The sequence below is a fragment of the Halomonas borealis genome, assembly GCF_004798905.1.
Classification (GTDB): domain Bacteria; phylum Pseudomonadota; class Gammaproteobacteria; order Pseudomonadales; family Halomonadaceae; genus Halomonas; species Halomonas borealis.
In genome coordinates, this window is the sequence record NZ_SDMO01000004.1 from 131,731 (window position 1) to 148,804 (window position 17,074).

15 protein-coding genes are annotated in these 17,074 nt (G+C 65.5%); 9 read left to right on the forward strand and 6 right to left on the reverse strand.

Annotated features, from left to right (window positions below; all coding sequences use genetic code 11):
* Positions 1-127: 127 nt before the first annotated feature.
* The gene (mfd, locus tag ETC07_RS06125; RefSeq protein ID WP_205742515.1) at positions 128-3,577 is read right to left on the reverse strand and encodes a transcription-repair coupling factor; all 3,450 of its coding nucleotides are present in this window, start codon (positions 3,575-3,577) and stop codon (positions 128-130) included.
* Positions 3,578-3,760: 183 nt separating this feature from the next.
* Between mfd and ETC07_RS06130 the strand changes: the two genes are divergently transcribed.
* The 9 genes from ETC07_RS06130 (at position 3,761) to sthA (ending at position 13,441) form a co-directional block, all read left to right on the forward strand.
* Positions 3,761-5,224: a glyceraldehyde-3-phosphate dehydrogenase gene (locus tag ETC07_RS06130; RefSeq protein WP_136247618.1), complete on the forward strand. Its 1,464-nt coding sequence runs from the start codon at positions 3,761-3,763 to the stop codon at positions 5,222-5,224.
* A gap of 295 nt (positions 5,225-5,519) precedes the next feature.
* The gene (locus ETC07_RS06135) at positions 5,520-6,869 is read left to right on the forward strand and encodes a Na(+)-translocating NADH-quinone reductase subunit A (RefSeq protein ID WP_136247619.1); all 1,350 of its coding nucleotides are present in this window, start codon (positions 5,520-5,522) and stop codon (positions 6,867-6,869) included.
* The gene (locus tag ETC07_RS06140; RefSeq protein ID WP_136247620.1) at positions 6,869-8,095 is read left to right on the forward strand and encodes an NADH:ubiquinone reductase (Na(+)-transporting) subunit B; all 1,227 of its coding nucleotides are present in this window, start codon (positions 6,869-6,871) and stop codon (positions 8,093-8,095) included. The genes ETC07_RS06135 and ETC07_RS06140 overlap by 1 nt, the downstream gene beginning before the upstream one ends.
* Entirely contained in the window at positions 8,095-8,904 is an 810-nt protein-coding gene (locus ETC07_RS06145; protein ID WP_136247621.1) for a Na(+)-translocating NADH-quinone reductase subunit C, read from the forward strand. Before ETC07_RS06140 ends, ETC07_RS06145 begins: the two co-directional genes overlap by 1 nt.
* A gap of 2 nt (positions 8,905-8,906) precedes the next feature.
* On the forward strand, positions 8,907-9,575 hold the full coding sequence (locus tag ETC07_RS06150) for an NADH:ubiquinone reductase (Na(+)-transporting) subunit D (protein ID WP_136247622.1): 669 nt from the start codon (positions 8,907-8,909) through the stop codon (positions 9,573-9,575).
* A 1-nt stretch (position 9,576) separates the two neighbouring features.
* Positions 9,577-10,194: an NADH:ubiquinone reductase (Na(+)-transporting) subunit E gene (gene nqrE / locus ETC07_RS06155; RefSeq protein ID WP_136247623.1), complete on the forward strand. Its 618-nt coding sequence runs from the start codon at positions 9,577-9,579 to the stop codon at positions 10,192-10,194.
* A 63-nt stretch (positions 10,195-10,257) separates the two neighbouring features.
* A complete protein-coding gene (gene nqrF, locus ETC07_RS06160; protein WP_136247624.1) occupies positions 10,258-11,490 on the forward strand; it encodes an NADH:ubiquinone reductase (Na(+)-transporting) subunit F in 1,233 nt (410 codons plus the stop codon).
* A gap of 179 nt (positions 11,491-11,669) precedes the next feature.
* On the forward strand, positions 11,670-11,924 hold the full coding sequence (gene nqrM / locus ETC07_RS06165) for a (Na+)-NQR maturation NqrM (RefSeq protein ID WP_136247625.1): 255 nt from the start codon (positions 11,670-11,672) through the stop codon (positions 11,922-11,924).
* Between the two features lie 125 nt (positions 11,925-12,049).
* Complete coding sequence (gene sthA / locus ETC07_RS06170; protein ID WP_136247626.1) at positions 12,050-13,441, forward strand: Si-specific NAD(P)(+) transhydrogenase; 1,392 nt, start codon at positions 12,050-12,052, stop codon at positions 13,439-13,441.
* A 62-nt stretch (positions 13,442-13,503) separates the two neighbouring features.
* Here sthA and ETC07_RS06175 read toward each other — a convergent pair whose 3' ends face one another.
* The 5 genes from ETC07_RS06175 to ETC07_RS06195 all read right to left on the reverse strand — a co-directional run bounded on the left by ETC07_RS06175 (position 13,504) and on the right by ETC07_RS06195 (position 17,061).
* Positions 13,504-13,932, reverse strand: coding sequence for a DUF488 domain-containing protein (locus ETC07_RS06175; protein ID WP_136247627.1), 429 nt, complete (start codon positions 13,930-13,932; stop codon positions 13,504-13,506).
* Positions 13,929-14,900, reverse strand: coding sequence for a PA2778 family cysteine peptidase (locus tag ETC07_RS06180; protein WP_136247628.1), 972 nt, complete (start codon positions 14,898-14,900; stop codon positions 13,929-13,931). Before ETC07_RS06180 ends, ETC07_RS06175 begins: the two co-directional genes overlap by 4 nt.
* 14 nt (positions 14,901-14,914) lie before the next feature.
* Positions 14,915-15,310, reverse strand: a complete 396-nt coding sequence (locus ETC07_RS06185) for a PA2779 family protein (RefSeq protein WP_136247629.1) — start codon at positions 15,308-15,310, stop codon at positions 14,915-14,917.
* Between the two features lie 192 nt (positions 15,311-15,502).
* A complete protein-coding gene (holA, locus tag ETC07_RS06190; protein WP_136247630.1) occupies positions 15,503-16,561 on the reverse strand; it encodes a DNA polymerase III subunit delta in 1,059 nt (352 codons plus the stop codon).
* Positions 16,562-16,569: 8 nt separating this feature from the next.
* Positions 16,570-17,061, reverse strand: coding sequence for an LPS-assembly lipoprotein LptE (locus tag ETC07_RS06195; protein ID WP_136247631.1), 492 nt, complete (start codon positions 17,059-17,061; stop codon positions 16,570-16,572).
* Positions 17,062-17,074: the final 13 nt, after the last annotated feature.

Genomic DNA, 17,074 nt, shown 5'->3' on the forward strand with positions numbered 1-17,074 from the left:
GTCCGCCTCGTGGCCGAGGCGGACACCCTTGGGCGTTAGAGTGCCCGAGCCGGCGTCGGTTCGCCAGTGGGACAGGATTACGGTTCGAGGCGCGAGGGTGTTCTCGTCTCTCGCTTCCTCGCCCCTGTCATGCCGCCTCGGCCTTGCGATTGAAGAGTCCGAGGAGTTCCTCGACCGTGCTGAAGCGGGCTTCCGGGTCGGCCATGTCGGCCTCGAAGCGTAGCGTGTCGGCCCCCTCCAGGCGGTAGCGCTCGGGCTGGCGCTGGATCAGCTCCACCAGGGTCAGCGGGTCGACGCCGGTGTGGCCGGCGAAGATCACTCGACCCTTCTCGGGGCCGGCCTCGAGGCGGGCGATGCCGAGTCGTTCGGCGCGCTGACGCAGGCGGGTCTGGCGCAACAGGGTCTTGACCGGCGTCGGCAGCAGGCCGAAACGGTCGATCAGCTCCACCTGCAGCTCCTTGAGCTCGGCCTCGTTCTCGGCGCCGGCGATACGCTTGTACATCACCAGGCGTTGCTGGATATCGTGGAGGTAGTCGTCGGGAATCAAGGCCGCTAGGTTGAGGCTGACTTCCACGCCTTCGTCGAGCGGCGCCTCGATATTGGGTGTCTTGCCTTCGCGAATCGCCTTCACCGCACGGTCGAGCATCTGCATGTAGAGGCTGTAGCCGAGCGCCTCCATCTGCCCGCTCTGCTCGTCGCCGAGCAGTTCGCCGGCGCCGCGGATCTCCATGTCGTGGCTGGCCAGGGTGAAGCCGGCGCCCAGGTCCTCGGCCTGGCTGATGGCTTCCAGGCGCTTGACGGCGTCGCGGCTCATGGCTCGCGGTGGCGGGGCCAGCAGGTAGGCGTAGGCCTGGTGGTGGCTGCGGCCGACCCGGCCACGCAACTGGTGCAGCTGGGCCAAGCCGAACTTGTCGGCGCGTTCGATGATGATGGTGTTGGCGCTGGGCACGTCGATGCCGGTCTCGATGATGGTCGAGCATACCAGCACGTTGAAGCGCTTATGGTAGAAGTCCGACATCACCCGTTCCAGGGCGCGTTCGGGCAGCTGGCCGTGGGCCACGCCGACCCGCGCCTCGGGGACCAGCGCACGCAGCGCCTCGGCGCTGGTCTCGATGGTCTTGACCTCGTTGTGCAGCAGGTAGACCTGGCCGCCACGCAGGATCTCGCGCAGCACCGCCTCCTTGATGACCGCCTCGTCGCGTTGCTGCACGAAGGTCTTCACCGATAGCCGCCGAGCCGGGGGTGTGGCGATGATCGACAGGTCGCGGATGCCACTCATGGCCATGTTGAGGGTGCGCGGAATCGGTGTGGCGGTGAGCGTCAGGATGTCGACCTCGGCGCGCAGGCCCTTCAGGCGCTCCTTCTGGGCGACCCCGAAACGGTGCTCCTCGTCGATCACGAGCAGGCCCATCTGGGGGAAGTGCATCGACTTGGAGAGCAGCTTGTGGGTGCCGATGACGATATCGGCCTGGCCGTCCTCGATGCGTTTGGTGGCGGCGCTCTGGCCCTGGCCGCCGGTGAAGCGCGAGACCAGCTCGATGTTCACCGCGGTATCGGCGAAGCGGTCGCGGAAGTTCTCGTAATGCTGGCGGGCGAGCAGGGTGGTGGGTACCAGCACCACCACCTGCCGGCCGGAGTGCACGGCCAGGAAGGCGGCGCGCATCGCCACCTCGGTCTTGCCGAAGCCGACGTCGCCGCACACCACGCGGTCCATGGGGCGCGGCGCGGTCATGTCACCGACCACCGATTCGATGGCGACGCGCTGATCGGGCGTTTCCTCGAAGGGGAAGCTGGCGGTGAAGCGGGCATAGTCGGCGTCGGGTGGCGCGCAGGCGAAGCCTTCCCGGGCCTCGCGGCGGGCATAGACGTCGAGCAGCTCGGCGGCGGTGTCGCGGATCTTCTCGGCGGCCTTCTTCCTGGCCTTGTCCCACTGGTCGGAGCCCAGCTTGTGCAGCGGTGCCAGCTCGTCGTCGACGCCGGCATAGCGCGAGATCAGGTGCAGGCTGTCCACCGGCACGTAGAGCCGGGCGCCATCGGCGTATTCCAGGGTGACGAATTCCGCCGCCTGGCCGCCGGCCTCGAGCGTCTCCAGGCCCTTGTAGCGGCCCACGCCATGGGCCTGGTGGACCACCGGCGCGCCGGGCTTGAGCTCGGCCAGGTGGCGAATGGCCAGTTCGTTGTCATCGGTGGCGCGCTCGCGGCGTCGGCTCTGGCGTACGACCTCGCCGTAGAGTTCGGTCTCGCCGATCACCGCGAGGTCCGGCGTCTCGAGCCATAGGCCGGCGTCGATGGTGCCCTCGGTGATGGCGGTGCGTGTCTCGCCGTCGAGGAAGGTGGCGAAGTCGTCGACATGGGGCAGGGCGAGGTTCAGCGGCGCCAGGGTCTCTTCCAGCGCCTCGCGGCGCCCGCGAGACTCGGCGACGAACAGTACCCGGGTGGCCTCGTGCGCGGCGAGGAAGTGCTCGAGCTCGGCCAGTGGGCGCTTGGCTCGAGCATTGATCGGCAGGCTAGGGGCCGGACGGGCGGCGGGCGTCACGGCGTGGCGATGCTCGGGGTCGTCGGTGAGCTCGACGCGCGGATGGCGCTTGATGGCGCCGAAGGCCTCGGCGACCGGCACGAAGGCGCGATGCGGCGGCAGCAGCGGTCGGGTGGGGTCGACGCCGAGGTTTTCATAGCGACTCTCAATCGCCGCCCAGTGGTGCTCGGCGGCCTCGAAGGCGCCAGGCAACAGCGCCACCCGGGTGCCTTCGGCCAGGTGCTCGAACAGCGTCGCCGTCTCATCGAAGAACAGCGGCAGGTACTGCTCGAGGCCGGGGGAGGGGATGCCCTTGAGGGCGTCCACATACAGCGGGCACTGCCGCGGGTCGACGTCGAACAGCGTCTCGAAGCCCTCACGGAAGCAGGCGATGGCGCCGCGCGACAAGGAGTATTCGTGGGCCGGCAGCAGCTCGATGCGCTCGACCCGGTCGGCGCTGCGCTGGGTGTCGGGGTCGAAGTGGCGCAGGGTGTCGATCTCGTCGTCGAACAGGTCGATGCGCAGCGGGGCATCGTAGCCCATCGGGAAGAGGTCGATCAGGGCGCCGCGCAGCGCGTATTCGCCGGGCTCGAAGACCGTCTCCACGGCGCGGTAACCGGCGCGGGAGAGGCGGTCGCGGAAGCCTTCGCGGTCGAGCGTCGTGCCCACTTCGAGGGTCATCACCCGGCCGGCGATATAGTCGACCGGCGGCAGCCGCTGCATCAGGGTGTTGATCGGCACCAACACGATGCCGTGCTCGCCATCCTGCAGGCAGCGCAGGGTGCGCAGGCGGGCCGAGACGATGTCCTGGTGCGGGGAGAAACTGTCGTAGGGCAGCGTCTCCCAGTCGGGGAAGGGCAGCACCGGCAGCCGCGAGTAGAAGGCCAGGTCGTTTTCGAGACGCTGGGCGGCGGCGGTGTCGGCGGTGATCACCAGCAGCGGGGCGTCCTCGGCGAGATGCGCCAGCGACAGCGCGGTCGCGCTGCCGGGAGGCGTCTGCCAGTAGAGGGTGTCGCGCAGGCCCGTCGGGCGAGGCGGGTCGAGAGGCGAGAAGGTCGGCATGGGCGTCGCTTGCATCGTGTCCAATGGGTGGCTTGGGGCATCATAACAGCCTGGCTGCGTCATGTAGTGAAACGCGAATTCCTGTAAATCCCCTACAGCGTCTGCGACCATCTCGAGATTGCCCTGCCGAGGTGGGCCCCGGATAATGCTCGACGAATCTCAACCCCACGGAGAGGCACCCACGTGAGCCAGCAACCCCACGATACCGTCTTCCAGGAGTGGCACGACAACCAGGCGCTCGCCGAGCAGATGATCCCGATGATCGGCAGCCTGTATCGCCACAATAACGTCGTGACCACCCTGTACGGTCGTTCGCTGTTCAATCGCAGCGTGATCCGCATCCTCAAGGACCATCGGTTCGTGCGCAAGGTCGAGGGCACCGAGCTGTCTGTCGAGGACACCTTCCCGCTGGTCAAGGCCATGGGTGAGCTGAACCTGGGGCCCGCTCACGTCGACGTGGGCAAGCTGGGCGTGGCCTACAAGAAGCAGGGCGGCGGCGATGCCGTGGCCTTCCTGCGCAAGGAGCTGGCCGAGATCGTCGATGGTCATGATATCGATACCGGCACCGGCGAGCCCAAGGACGTGGTGCTCTACGGCTTCGGCCGCATCGGCCGTATCCTGGCGCGGGTGCTGGTCGAGAAGGCCGGCGGCGGCAACCTGCTGCGCCTGCGCGCCATCGTGGTGCGCGGCCGCGGCGATATCGCCAAGGACCTCGAGAAGCGCGCCAGCCTGCTGCGTCGTGACAGCGTTCACGGCCCCTTCGAGGGCACCATCAGCATCGATGTCGAGGCGCGTACCCTGACCGCCAACGGTAACGTCATCCGGGTGATCTACGCCGACTCACCGGCCGAGATCGATTACACCGACTACGGCATCGACAACGCCGTGGTGGTCGATAACACCGGCATCTGGCGCGATGCGGATGGCCTGGGTCAACACCTGGCCTGCAAGGGCGTGGCCAAGGCGCTGCTGACCGCGCCGGGCAAGGGCGACGTCAAGAACATCGTGTATGGCATCAACCACCTGGACATCAATACCGATGATCGCATCATCTCGGCGGCGTCCTGCACCACCAATGCCATCGTGCCGGCCCTCAAGGCGCTCAATGACGAGTACGGCATCGATCACGGTCACGTCGAGACGGTGCACTCCTACACCAACGATCAGAACCTGATCGATAACTACCACAAGGGCGATCGTCGCGGCCGCAGTGCCCCGCTCAACATGGTGCTGACCGAGACCGGTGCCGCCAAGGCGGTCGCCAAGGCGCTGCCGGAGCTGGGCGGCAAGCTGACCGGCAATGCCATCCGTGTGCCGACGCCCAACGTCTCCATGGCGATCCTCAATCTGACCCTGGAGCGCGAGACCGACGTGGCGTCGCTCAACGACTATCTGCGTCGGATGTCGATCGATTCCGAGTACCAGAAGCAGATCGACTACGTCGACTCGCCCGAGGTGGTGTCCACCGACTTCGTCGGCAACCGGCATGCCGGCATCGTCGACGCTCAGGCGACGATCGCCAACGGCAAGCATGCCGTGCTCTACGTGTGGTATGACAACGAGTTCGGTTACAGCTGCCAGGTGATCCGCATCCTGCAGCACATCTCCAACGTGGCCTTCCGCAAGCTGCCCCGCGCCCAGGGCTAAACCCTTCCCCTTCGCGCCATCGCGCCCCGGCCAGCGGTCGGGGCGCCCGCCGTCATACCTTCGTTCAACGCTTTTTCAGCCCTCTGCGTGACACGTCGTTACTCGTCATCGGCGGGGTCGTATGACCTTCCGGCAGGTAGTCATTCCACTGGCTTCTCTTTATAATACGGGGGATTTTTCGGGGTGGTTCGAGCTCGCCTCGGGCCCGACTGGTTACATTCTGAACAAAATACAAGAATCCGATCCAATCGCACCCCTTTCCTTCGTATATCAGATCCATCAACTGGGCGAGACTATGATCGAAGTCAAGAAAGGCCTGGATCTCCCCATCACGGGAGCCCCGGAGCAGCGTGTCGAGGACGCGCGTCCGGTGCGCCATGTGGCGGTTCTCGGCACCGACTATATCGGCATGAAGCCGACCATGGAGGTCCGGGAAGGGGATAAGGTCAAACTGGGCGAACTGCTCTTCACGGACAAGAAGATCGATGGCGTTCGCTTCACGGCCCCGGCGGCCGGTGAGGTCGTCGCCATCCACCGCGGTGAGAAACGCAGGCTGCTGTCGGTGGTGATCAAGGTCGATGAGTCCGAAGAGGCGGTGGAGTTCAGCTCCCACGGCCGTGACAAGCTGGCCTCCCTGGAGCGACAGGCCGTGGTCGACCAGCTGCTCGAATCCGGCCTCTGGACCGCGCTGCGCACCCGTCCTTTCTCCCGCACCCCCGCCATCGATAGCGTGCCGAACGACATCTTTGTCACCGCCGTCGATACCCATCCGCTGTCCGCCGACCCCGCGACGATCGTCCAGGGCCAGTCCCAGGCCTTCGAAGACGGTCTCAAGGTGCTGACGCGACTGACCGAAGGCAAGGTGTTCCTGTGCACCGCACCGGGCGCTGAACTGCCTGGCGGTGATGTCCAGGGCGTGCAGACCGAAACCTTCGGCGGTGTGCATCCGGCCGGCCTGGTCGGGACCCATATCCATCATCTCTCGCCCGTGGGCCTGCAGAAGACGGTCTGGCACATCGGCTACCAGGATGTGATCGCCTTCGGCAAGCTGTTCACCGAAGGCAAGCTCGATGTCGAGCGGGTCGTGGCCGTGGGTGGCCCGCGCGCCGAGAAGCCGCGCCTGCTGCGCACTCGCCTGGGCGCGAACACCGAGGAGCTGCTGGCCGGCGAGGTCCGCGAGCCCGATGATACCCGGGTGATCTCCGGTTCGGTGTTCTCCGGCTTCGCCGTCGAGGGCAGCCTGCGTTACGTGGGTCGCTTCAACAGCCAGCTCAGTCTGCTGGAGGAGGGCAACAAGCGCGACTTCCTCGGCTGGCTGTCACCGGGTGCGAATCGCCACTCGGTGCTCGGCATCTACCTGTCGCGGATCAAGGGCCTGAAGAACTACGCGCCGACCACTTCCACCAATGGCTCCGAGCGTGCCATGGTGCCGGTGGGTGCCTACGAGGAAGTGATGCCGCTGGACATCCTGCCTACCCAGTTGCTGCGTTCGCTGATCGTCGGCGATATCGAGACCGCGATGGAGCTGGGTTGCCTGGAGCTGGATGAGGAGGACCTGGCGCTGTGCACCTACGTGTGCCCTGGCAAGTACGAATATGGTCCCATCCTGCGCGATAACCTCACCATGATCGAGAAAGAGGCCTGATGATGGGTATCCGACAGACACTCGACAATCTCGAGCCGCACTTTCACAAGGGCGGCAAGTACGAGAAGTTCTACCCGCTTTACGAGGCGGTGGACACCATCTTCTACACGCCGCCGAGCGTCGCCAAGACCACGGCTCACGTGCGTGATGGCATCGATCTGAAGCGCATCATGATCACGGTGTGGTTCTGCACCTTCCCGGCCATGATCTTCGGCATGTGGAACGCCGGCTGGCAGGCCAACGTGGCCATCGCCGACGGCTTCGGTGCCGCGGGCGGCTGGCGCGAAGCGATCGTCATGACGCTGGCCGGCGGCCACGATCCGGGCAGCCTGTGGGGCAACCTGGTGCTCGGCGCCACCTACTTCTTGCCGATCTACTTGGTGACCTTCGTGATCGGTGGCTTCTGGGAAGTGCTGTTCGCCATCAAGCGCGGCCATGAGGTCAACGAGGGCTTCTTCGTCACCTCGGTGCTGTATGCACTGATCCTGCCGGCGACCATTCCGCTGTGGCAGGTGGCGCTCGGCATTACCTTCGGCGTGGTCATCGGCAAGGAAATCTTCGGCGGTACCGGCAAGAACTTCCTCAACCCGGCGCTGACCGGCCGTGCTTTCCTGTACTTCGCCTATCCGGCGCAGATCTCCGGCGATGCCGTGTGGGTGCCGGCCGATGGTTATACCGGTGCCACCGCGCTGTCCACCGCCTTCCAGAACGGCATGAGCGCGTTGACCGACCAGTTCAGCTGGTGGGATGCCTTCCTTGGCTTCATCCCCGGCTCGGTCGGTGAGACCTCGACGCTGGCCATCCTGATCGGCGCGGCCGTGTTGCTGTGGACCAAGATCGCCTCCTGGCGAATCATGCTGGGCGTGTTCCTGGGTATGGTGGCGACCAGCCTGCTGTTCAACCTGATCGGCTCCGATACCAACGTCATGTTCGCCATGCCCTGGTACTGGCACCTGGTGATCGGCGGCTTCGCCTTCGGCATGGTGTTCATGGCCACCGATCCGGTGTCCGCCTCCATGACCAACCCGGGTCGCTTCATCTTCGGTGCGCTGATCGGTGTCATGACCGTGCTGATCCGTGTCGTCAACCCGGCCTTCCCGGAGGGCATCATGCTGGCGATCCTGTTCGCCAACTTGTTCGCTCCGCTGATCGACCACTTCTTTGTTCAGGCCAACATCAAACGCCGCCAGCAGCGGACCAGTGTGCCGGCCGAGGAGAACGCCTGATGGCACAGAGCAACAACTCCATCAAGAAGATCCTGACGGTGGCGTTCGCACTTTGCATCGTGTGTTCGGTGATCGTCTCCACCGCCGCGGTGGGCCTGCGTGCCAAGCAGGAGCTCAACCAGGAGCTGGATCGTAAGTCGAACATCCTCGACGTGGCGGGGCTCTATGAGCCTGGCACCGACATCGAGGAGGCCTTCAAGCAGGTCACGGCGCGGGTCGTCGACCTGCGCAACGGCGACTACTCCGACAAGTTCGACCCGCAGACCTACGACAGCTTCCAGGCGGCCAAGGATCCGGCGCAGTCCCGCACGCTCTCCGGAGAGCAGGACATCGCCGGGCTGTCGCGTCAGGAGAACTACAGCACCATCTACCTGGTGGGTGATGCCGACGACCCCGAGCAGGTCATCCTGCCGGTTCGTGGTCAGGGGCTGTGGGGCCTGATGCGTGGCTACCTCGCGGTGCGCGGTGACGGCAACACCATCGAAGGCATCACGTTCTACTCCCACGGCGAGACCCCGGGTCTCGGTGGTGAGGTCGACAATCCGCGCTGGAAGGCTCAGTGGGACGGCAAGGAAATCTTCGCCGACGGTGAGAGCGTTCAGCCGGACATCGCCCTGGTCAAGGGTGGAGCCAGCGACGCGACCGAGGTCGACGCGCTCTCCGGTGCCTCGCTGACCAGCAAGGGTGTCACCAACCTGCTGCAGTTCTGGCTGAGCCCCGAGGGCTTCGGTCAGTACCTCGCTCGCTTCCGTAGCGGTATCGAGCGTGACGCCATGCAGGACACCTCCACCGATACTGAAGGAGCCTGAAGATGTCTGCACCGACTGCCAAAGGCGTCCTGCTGACGCCGCTCTTCAAGAATAACCCCATCGCGCTGCAGATCCTGGGGATCTGCTCCGCGCTGGCGGTGACCAGCAGCATGAGCGTATCGCTGGTCATGTCGCTGGCGGTGATCTTCGTCACGGCGCTCTCGAACTTCTTCGTGTCGCTGATCCGCCACCACATCCCGTCGTCGATCCGCATCATCGTGCAGATGACCATCATCGCCTCGCTGGTGATCGTGGTGGACCAGATTCTCAAGGCCTATGCCTATGAGATGTCCAAGCAGCTATCGGTCTTCGTCGGCTTGATCATCACCAACTGCATCGTGATGGGCCGTGCCGAGGGCTTCGCCATGACCAACAGCCCGGGGCTGTCCTTCCTGGACGGCGTCGGCAACGGCATCGGCTATGGCTTCATCCTGATGACCGTCGGCTTCTTCCGCGAGCTGTTCGGCTCCGGCAGCGTGTTCGGCTTCACCGTGCTCGAAACCGTGCAGAACGGTGGCTGGTACGTGCCCAATGGCCTGATGCTGTTGCCGCCGTCGGCCTTCTTCATCATCGGCTTGATCATCTGGGTGCTGCGCGCCATCAACCCGGAGCAGGTCGAGGAGAACGAGTTCAAGATGAAGGAAAACACCCAGCCGAAGGAGGCCGTGTAAGATGGAACATTATCTCAGCCTGTTCGTCGCCTCGGTCTTCGTCGAGAACATGGCCCTGGCCTTCTTCCTGGGCATGTGTACCTTCCTGGCGGTGTCCAAGAAGGTATCCTCGGCCATCGGCTTGGGGATCGCGGTGATCGCGGTCCTGGTGATCACCGTGCCGGTCAACAACCTGCTGTTGACCTACCTGCTCGGCGAAGGGGCCCTGACCTGGACCGGTCTGGCCGGCGCCGAGAACATCGACCTGTCGTTCCTCGGCTTTCTCAGCTACATCGGCGTGATCGCCGCCATCGTGCAGATCATGGAGATGTTCCTCGACAAGTACGTGCCGGCGCTCTACAACGCGCTGGGCGTGTTCCTGCCGTTGATCACCGTGAACTGCGCGATCCTCGGGGCAACGCTGTTCATGTCCGAGCGTAACTACAACTTCGGCGAATCCGTGGTCTATGGCCTCGGCGCCGGAGTGGGCTGGGCACTGGCGATCACCGCCCTGGCCGGTATCCGCGAGAAGCTCAAGTACAGCGATGTGCCGGGCTCCCTGCAAGGGCTCGGTATCACCTTCATCACGGTGGGCCTGATGTCGCTGGGCTTCATGTCCTTCTCCGGCATCCAGCTCTGAGACGGCTTCCGGCGGCGCCTCGCGCCGCCGGTGACCAGGCAATGCTAGCAATAGGAACCCGACATGGTTGATACAACAGTCATCTTGCTCGGTGTGGTCATGTTCACCATGATCATCATCGGTCTGACGGCGGTGATCCTGGCCGCCCGCAGCAAGCTCGTCAGCACCGGGGACGTGACCATCGAGGTCAATGGCGACCCCGATCACACCCTGACCACCCAGGCCGGCGGCAAGCTGCTGAACACCCTGGCCGCCAACGGCATCTTCCTGTCCTCCGCGTGTGGTGGCGGCGGCTCCTGCGCCCAGTGCCGGTGCCGTGTGGGTGAGGGCGGCGGCTCCATCCTGCCCACCGAGGAGTCTCACTTCACCCTGCGCGAGAAGAAGGAAGGCTGGCGCCTGTCCTGCCAGGTACCGGTGAAGCAGGACATGAAGATCGAGGTCCCGGAAGAGGTCTTCGGCGTCAAGAAGTGGGAATGCGAGGTCATCGAGAACCCCAACGTCGCGACCTTCATCAAGGAGCTCAACCTGCGTCTGCCCGAGGGCGAGGACGTGGCCTTCCGTGCCGGCGGCTACGTGCAGCTGGTGGCGCCGTCCTATGACATCAAGTTCTCCGACTTCGATATCGAGGAAGAGTACCGGGGCGACTGGGAGAAGTTCGGCCTGTTCAACGTCTCCCACAAGAACGACGAGGAAATCATCCGGGCCTACTCGATGGCCAACTACCCGGAAGAGAAGGGCATCCTCAAGTTCAACATCCGTATCGCCACGCCGCCGCCCAACACCGGGCACCCGCCGGGCCTGATGTCTACCTACGCCTTCAGCCTGAAGGAGGGTGACAAGGTCGAGGTGATGGGGCCCTTCGGCGAATTCTTCGCCAAGGACAGCGATGCCGAGATGGTCTTCGTCGGTGGTGGTGCCGGCATGGCGCCGATGCGTAGTCATATCTTCGACCAGCTCAAGCGTCTCGACACCCAGCGCAAGATCTCCTTCTGGTACGGTGCGCGCTCCTGGCGCGAGACCTTCTACAACGAGGAGTATGACCAGCTGGCCGAGGAGCACGACAACTTCGAATGGCATCTGGCGCTGTCGGACCCGCAGGCAGAGGACAACTGGGAGGGGCCGACCGGCTTCATCCATAACGTCCTCTACGAGAACTACCTCAAGGACCATCCGGCTCCCGAGGACTGCGAGTACTACATGTGCGGGCCACCGATGATGAATGCCTCCGTGATCAAGCTGCTGCTGGATCTCGGTGTCGAGCCCGAGAACATCATGCTCGATGACTTCGGCGGCTGATGGCTCGCCGGCGACCGTCAGGGCTGGCCTTCGGGCCAGCCCTGTTCGGTTCCGCCGCCCGATATGCCGCCTTGGGGGCGGCATATCAGGCGACGGCCCTTTCGGGGCGAGCCCAGGGATCATCACGCCGTCGTTGTGGTCCCAATGGCAACACCCAGAGCGATATCGATGGAGATCCTATGAGCACCTTTCTCGTGGTACTGGCCTTCATGCTGGTGGTCATGACCGCCATGGCCGTCGGCGTCATCCTTGGCCAGAAGCCGATCGCCGGCACCTGCGGCGGGCTCAACAAGCTCGGCCTCAAGGAAGGCTGCGAGGTCTGTGGCGGCAAGGACAAGGTCTGTGAAGAAGAGAGTCGCAAGCAGGGCGGTGCCCGCCGCCGCAGCGACGAGAGCCGTGGCGCGGACCTGGGGTACGACGCGGCACGCCGCTAAAGTGCGAGCATGTGAGCAGCGAGAGGCGAGGGGCCGCACGGCAAGGGGCTCCTCGCCTCTTGCGTTGTGGCCTGGAAAATCACTCGTCTTCGCCTTTTTCAGGATAACAGGAGATCGAAGGCTTCATGGCAGTCCATAACTACGATGTGGTGGTGATCGGCACCGGGCCGGCTGGCGAGAGCGCCGCCATCAATGCCGCCAAGCATGGCCAGCGCGTGGCGGTGATAGAGAAGCAGCCCGTGGTGGGGGGCAACTGCACCCATTGGGGCACGATCCCCTCCAAGGCGCTGCGCCACCAGGTCAAGCAGATCCTGTCCTTCAACACCAATCGTATGTTCCGTGACATCGGCGAACCGCGCTGGTTCTCGTTTCCCCGGGTGATGGAACGCTCCCGCGTGACCATCGACCAGCAGGTCGAGATGCGGACCAATTTCTATGCGCGCAACCGTATCGACCTGTTCGGCGGCGTGGCACGCTTCAAGGATGCACATACCCTGGTGGTGCGTGGCGAGGGTGAGCACAGCGAGGAGCTGGTGGCCAAGCGCATCATCATCGCCACGGGCTCGCGGCCCTATCGGCCGGCGGATATCGACTTCCGGCATCCGCGCATCTACTGCTCCGACACCATCCTCGGCCTCAACCATACGCCGCGCACCATGATCATCTTCGGGGCGGGGGTGATCGGTTGTGAATATGCCTCGATCTTCTCGGGGCTCGGCCTCAAGGTCGACCTGATCAACAGCCGCGATAGCCTGCTGTCCTTCCTCGACGACGAAATCAGCGATGCGCTGTCCTATCACCTGCGCAAGCACGGGGTGTTGATTCGCCATAACGAGGAGTATGAGCGGGTCGAGGGCGACGAGTCGGGCGTGACCGTGTACCTGAAGTCCGGCAAGCGGCTGCGCGCCGATGCCTTCCTGTGGGCCAATGGCCGTACCGGCAACACCGATCAACTGGGGCTGGAGGAAGTCGGCCTAGAGGCCAACGGCCGCGGGCAACTTCAGGTCGATGACCATTACCGCACGGCGATCCCGCACATCTATGCGGCGGGCGACGTCATCGGCTGGCCGAGCCTCGCCAGCGCCGCCTATGATCAGGGCCTGAATGCCTGTGACGGGCTGCTCGACCGCGAGTATCGCTTCGTCAGCGAGGTGCCGACCGGCATCTATACCATCCCGGAGATCAGTTCCTTCGGCCGCAACGAGCGCGAGTTGACCGAGGCCAAGGTGCCCTATGAGGTGGCGCAGGCCTTCTTCAAGGACACCGCCCGGGCCCAGATCACCGGCGATACCGTGGGTATGCTGAAGATCCTGTTCGACCAGGACACCCTGGAGATCTACGGCATCCACTGCTTCGGTGACCAGGCCTCGGAGATCGTCCACATCGGCCAGGCCATCATGCAGCAGGCGGGTGCCGCTAACAGCCTCGAGTACTTCGTCAGCACGACGTTCAACTATCCCACCATGGCCGAGGCCTACCGAGTCGCGGCGCAGAACGGGCTGAATCGAGTGTTCTGATGCCTCGGGCCCGCCCCGATGCCCCGACGTGTCGGGGCATCGGGGCAACGCCGAGCACCCGGTCAGCGTGGTGCGTCGAGATCGCGCCCGTAGCAGGGGGAGGAGGCGGGCTCGCGGTCGCTGGCATCTTCCTCTTCCAGCGCCTTGAGCAGCGCCTCGCGCAGGAGCGGCAGGTAAGAATCCTCGAGGTCGCGAACCGCCGAGAGCAGCGTCAGGCGCCCGGACCGGGCGCGCCGCATCAACGGTGTCAGCGCCTCGGGGTGGTCGCGCAGTTCGCCCCGATAGCGAACCGCGAAGACGCTGGCACTGATCTCGCCTTCGTGGAGCTGGCGCCTGAGGGTGGGTGACGGCGAGGCATCGCGATACCAGTCGGTCAGTTCGAGCACTTCGCGGCGTTTGCCACGAGGCCACAGGCGGTCGACCAGCACCCGGGCACCATCGTCGGGCTCGATGGCCTGATAGACGCGTTTGAGGACGATCTCCAGGCTCATGGCGCGTTCTCCGTCTCCAGCGCCTGTTGCTCCTGACGGGCGCGTGACTGCCAGGGGCCGGGCAGCGCGGCGGCGCGCGACAGCGCCTCACGGGCGGTGTCGAGCCGCCCCTGTTCGCTGGCGATCAGTCCTAGGTTCAGCCACGCCGGGGCGAACTCGGAGTCCGCCGTCACGGCCTCTCGAAAGGCCGCCATGGCACCCTCGGCGTCGCCGCCGGCATGGCGCGCGTTCCCCAGGGCGAAGCGTACGGTGGCGGCGTGGGGATGGCGCTCGGCCAGGGCCTGCCAGGCGGGAAGCGCCGCCTGGCTGCCGTTCAGGGCCTCGAAATCGGCGATGGCGCGGGTCGCCGTGTCGAGGTTGTCGCCGGCCGGCAGTTCACCCGGCGGAAGGGCGACGAAGGCCCAGCGTTCACTGCGTGCCCAGGTGGCGTTGAAGCGCGCGAAATCGACGGAGCGCCGTGGCGTCATGCCGGTATGCAGCACGAGTTCCTCGGCCGGCAGGTCGTAGCCGATGGCGACGGCATAATGCCACTGGGGAAAGGCCGGCAGCGAGAGGTTCTGCATCACCACCACCGGGTGATCGGCGGCCAGCTCGTCGAGCAGCGCCGCGAACTCGCCCTCGATCCGGAAGGGGATCAGCCCGTGGCGACGCACCGTGGCCAGCATCTCGGGTTGCACGCTGCCCTGGCGGTCGGGCAGGAAGACCTGGGGAATCAGCGTGTCCACGCTCACCTCGCGTCCGCCGGCCGCGAGGGACATGGCCAGCGCCGCCGGGCCGCACTGATACTTGCGCTGGCCGTGGAAGGGTACGCTCTCATTGAAGGCTTGTGACGGCAGCGCCTGGCGAGTGGCGGGCGAGAGCTGCGGGGTCGTCGCGCAGCCCGTCAGCAACAGTAGGATCAACACCAGTACAAGAACGCCCGCAGGGCGGGCGTTCTTGTGTCCGGCTGATGAAAACAGACCGGTCATCGGGGGCTCCCGGCTTAGCGGGTGAAGGGATAGACGTCGGTGAGGCCCAGGATGTCGGTCACCAGCAGGATGATGAAGACCGCGAACAGGGCGCCGACGACGCTGGCACCGGCGGGCATCTGATCGAGTCGATCGGCCATCTGGCTGGCTTCGGCGTCGGACAGCGCGGCCACGCGGTTTTCGACTTCGCTGGGAGAGACGCCTTGCAGCAACAGTTGCTGCTGCACGTCCTCGCGGGCCAGGACGCGGCGGATCTTGTCGCGATCCTGCTGGCTGGTCTGGGCATCGAGGACGCTGGTGGTGCCGACCAGGTCTTGTCCCGCGGCCGGTGCGGCGGCCATGGCCGGCAGGCTGCCGACGACCAGGGCGAGGATCAGGAGCGGGCTTAAGAGTCGGGTGAGTCGCTTCATGGAGTGATTCCTTGTGTTTCGGGATGATCCGGCTCGGTGTCGCTCCACATGGGCATCCTTGCACCATGCCGATGGCGATGTGTCGACAGTATAGAGGATAAGTGACGGTCGTTTCACGCTGGAACGTTGATTTCCAAGCGTTTGCGTCCACCCTTCCGGCGGCGATGAAGGCCGCCGGGAAGCGGCCTCGATTCAGCCGACGCGATACGAATCGGGCGACTCGGCGAGCAGGCCGCGCCCACCGGCAAGCGTCAGGGCCAGGTCGTGAAGCCCCTCCCACAGCGGAATCGCGCTCGCCCCCTTGATCGCCAGGTCGAGGCGTTGGGCGAACAGCAGCAGCTTGTGCAGGCGCTTCATGGGCAGGCGTTTCAGCGCCTGCTGGTAGGCGGGGCGGCGCTTGTCGAAGATCGGCGGCTTCTGGGCCTTGCAGGCATGCTCCAGGCTCTGGCCCTGGTCGAGGTGCTGATGCAGCGAGAGCAGCAGCCGCAGCTCGCGGGACAGCGCCCACAGCACGATGGGCGGTTCCACGCCTTCGCCACGCAGCCCGCTCATGATGCGCGAGACCCGCGCGCGCTCGCCCTTGAGACAGGCATCCATCAGCGTGAAGACGTCGAAGCGAGCGCTGTCCTCCACCCCGGCGGTGACCTGCTGGGGCGATATGCGCGCGCCCGGCGGCGAGAGCAACGAGAGTTTCTGCAGTTCCTGGTCGGCGGCCAGCAGGTTGCCCTCGATGCGCTCGCCGAGCAGGCGCGCGGCATCGAGGTCGAGGTTCAGGCCGTGGTGCGAGGCGCGGTCGCGCAGCCAGAAGTGCAGGCGCGAGACGTCTACCGGCCACACCGGCACGAATAGCCCCGCCTTGTCGAGGGCCTTGAACCAGGCGCTCTTCTGCTCGCGGTAGTCGAGCTTGCCGGCGGCGATCAACAGCACGTTGTCGCTGTCGGCCATGCCCTCGGCGTACTCGCGTAGCGCCTTGGCGCCTTCCTGGCCGGGCTTGCCATTACCCAGGCGCAGCTCGATCAGCTTGCGCGAGGCGAACAGCGACAGGCTGGCGGAGGCCTCGGTGAGTCGCCCCCAGGCGAAGTTGGCCTCGACGTGAAGCACTTCGCGCTCCTCGATGCCCGCCTGGCGCGCCGCGCCGCGTACCGCATCGCAGGCCTCGCGGTGTTGCAGGGGTTCATCGCCGGCGACGATCACTACCTTCGGTAGCGACTTGGCCAGCGCGCCGTCGAGCTTGTCGGGAAAGACCTTCACATCGGACCTCAGGTCGGGGGCAGGGCGCGCAGCCGGTCCATCAGGCGGCGTACGGCCTCGCGGCGCAGCCGCTCGGTGGCCGCCTCGCGCAGCTCGTCGCCGACCAGCAGGTTATCGTCGCTGACCGAGAAGCGCTCGCTGACCTCCAGGATCTGCTGGTTGAGGCGGTAGGCGCCGTCGGCGCGGCGCTGCACCGAGAAGGGCACGCTCAGGGTCAGTTCACGTTCCTGGCTGCCGGACTCGAGCACACCGAGCCGCTGCTCCTCGACGCGTTCGGTGCCGAGGTTGAGCACGCTGGGCGCCGCCTCGCGGACCGCCACGCCCGCGGCCTCGAGCCGTCGGGCGGCCAACCGCGAGAACGCGTCGTCGGCGCCCGCGATGGCCAGGGACTCGAGGTCCAGCGCCTGCTGGTCGAAGCCGCGTAGCCGGAAGCCGCAGCCGCCGAGGGTGAGGCCGGCGACGCCGGCCAGGGTGAAGCGCAGGAAGTCACGCCGTTGCATTGGGCTCTCTCCT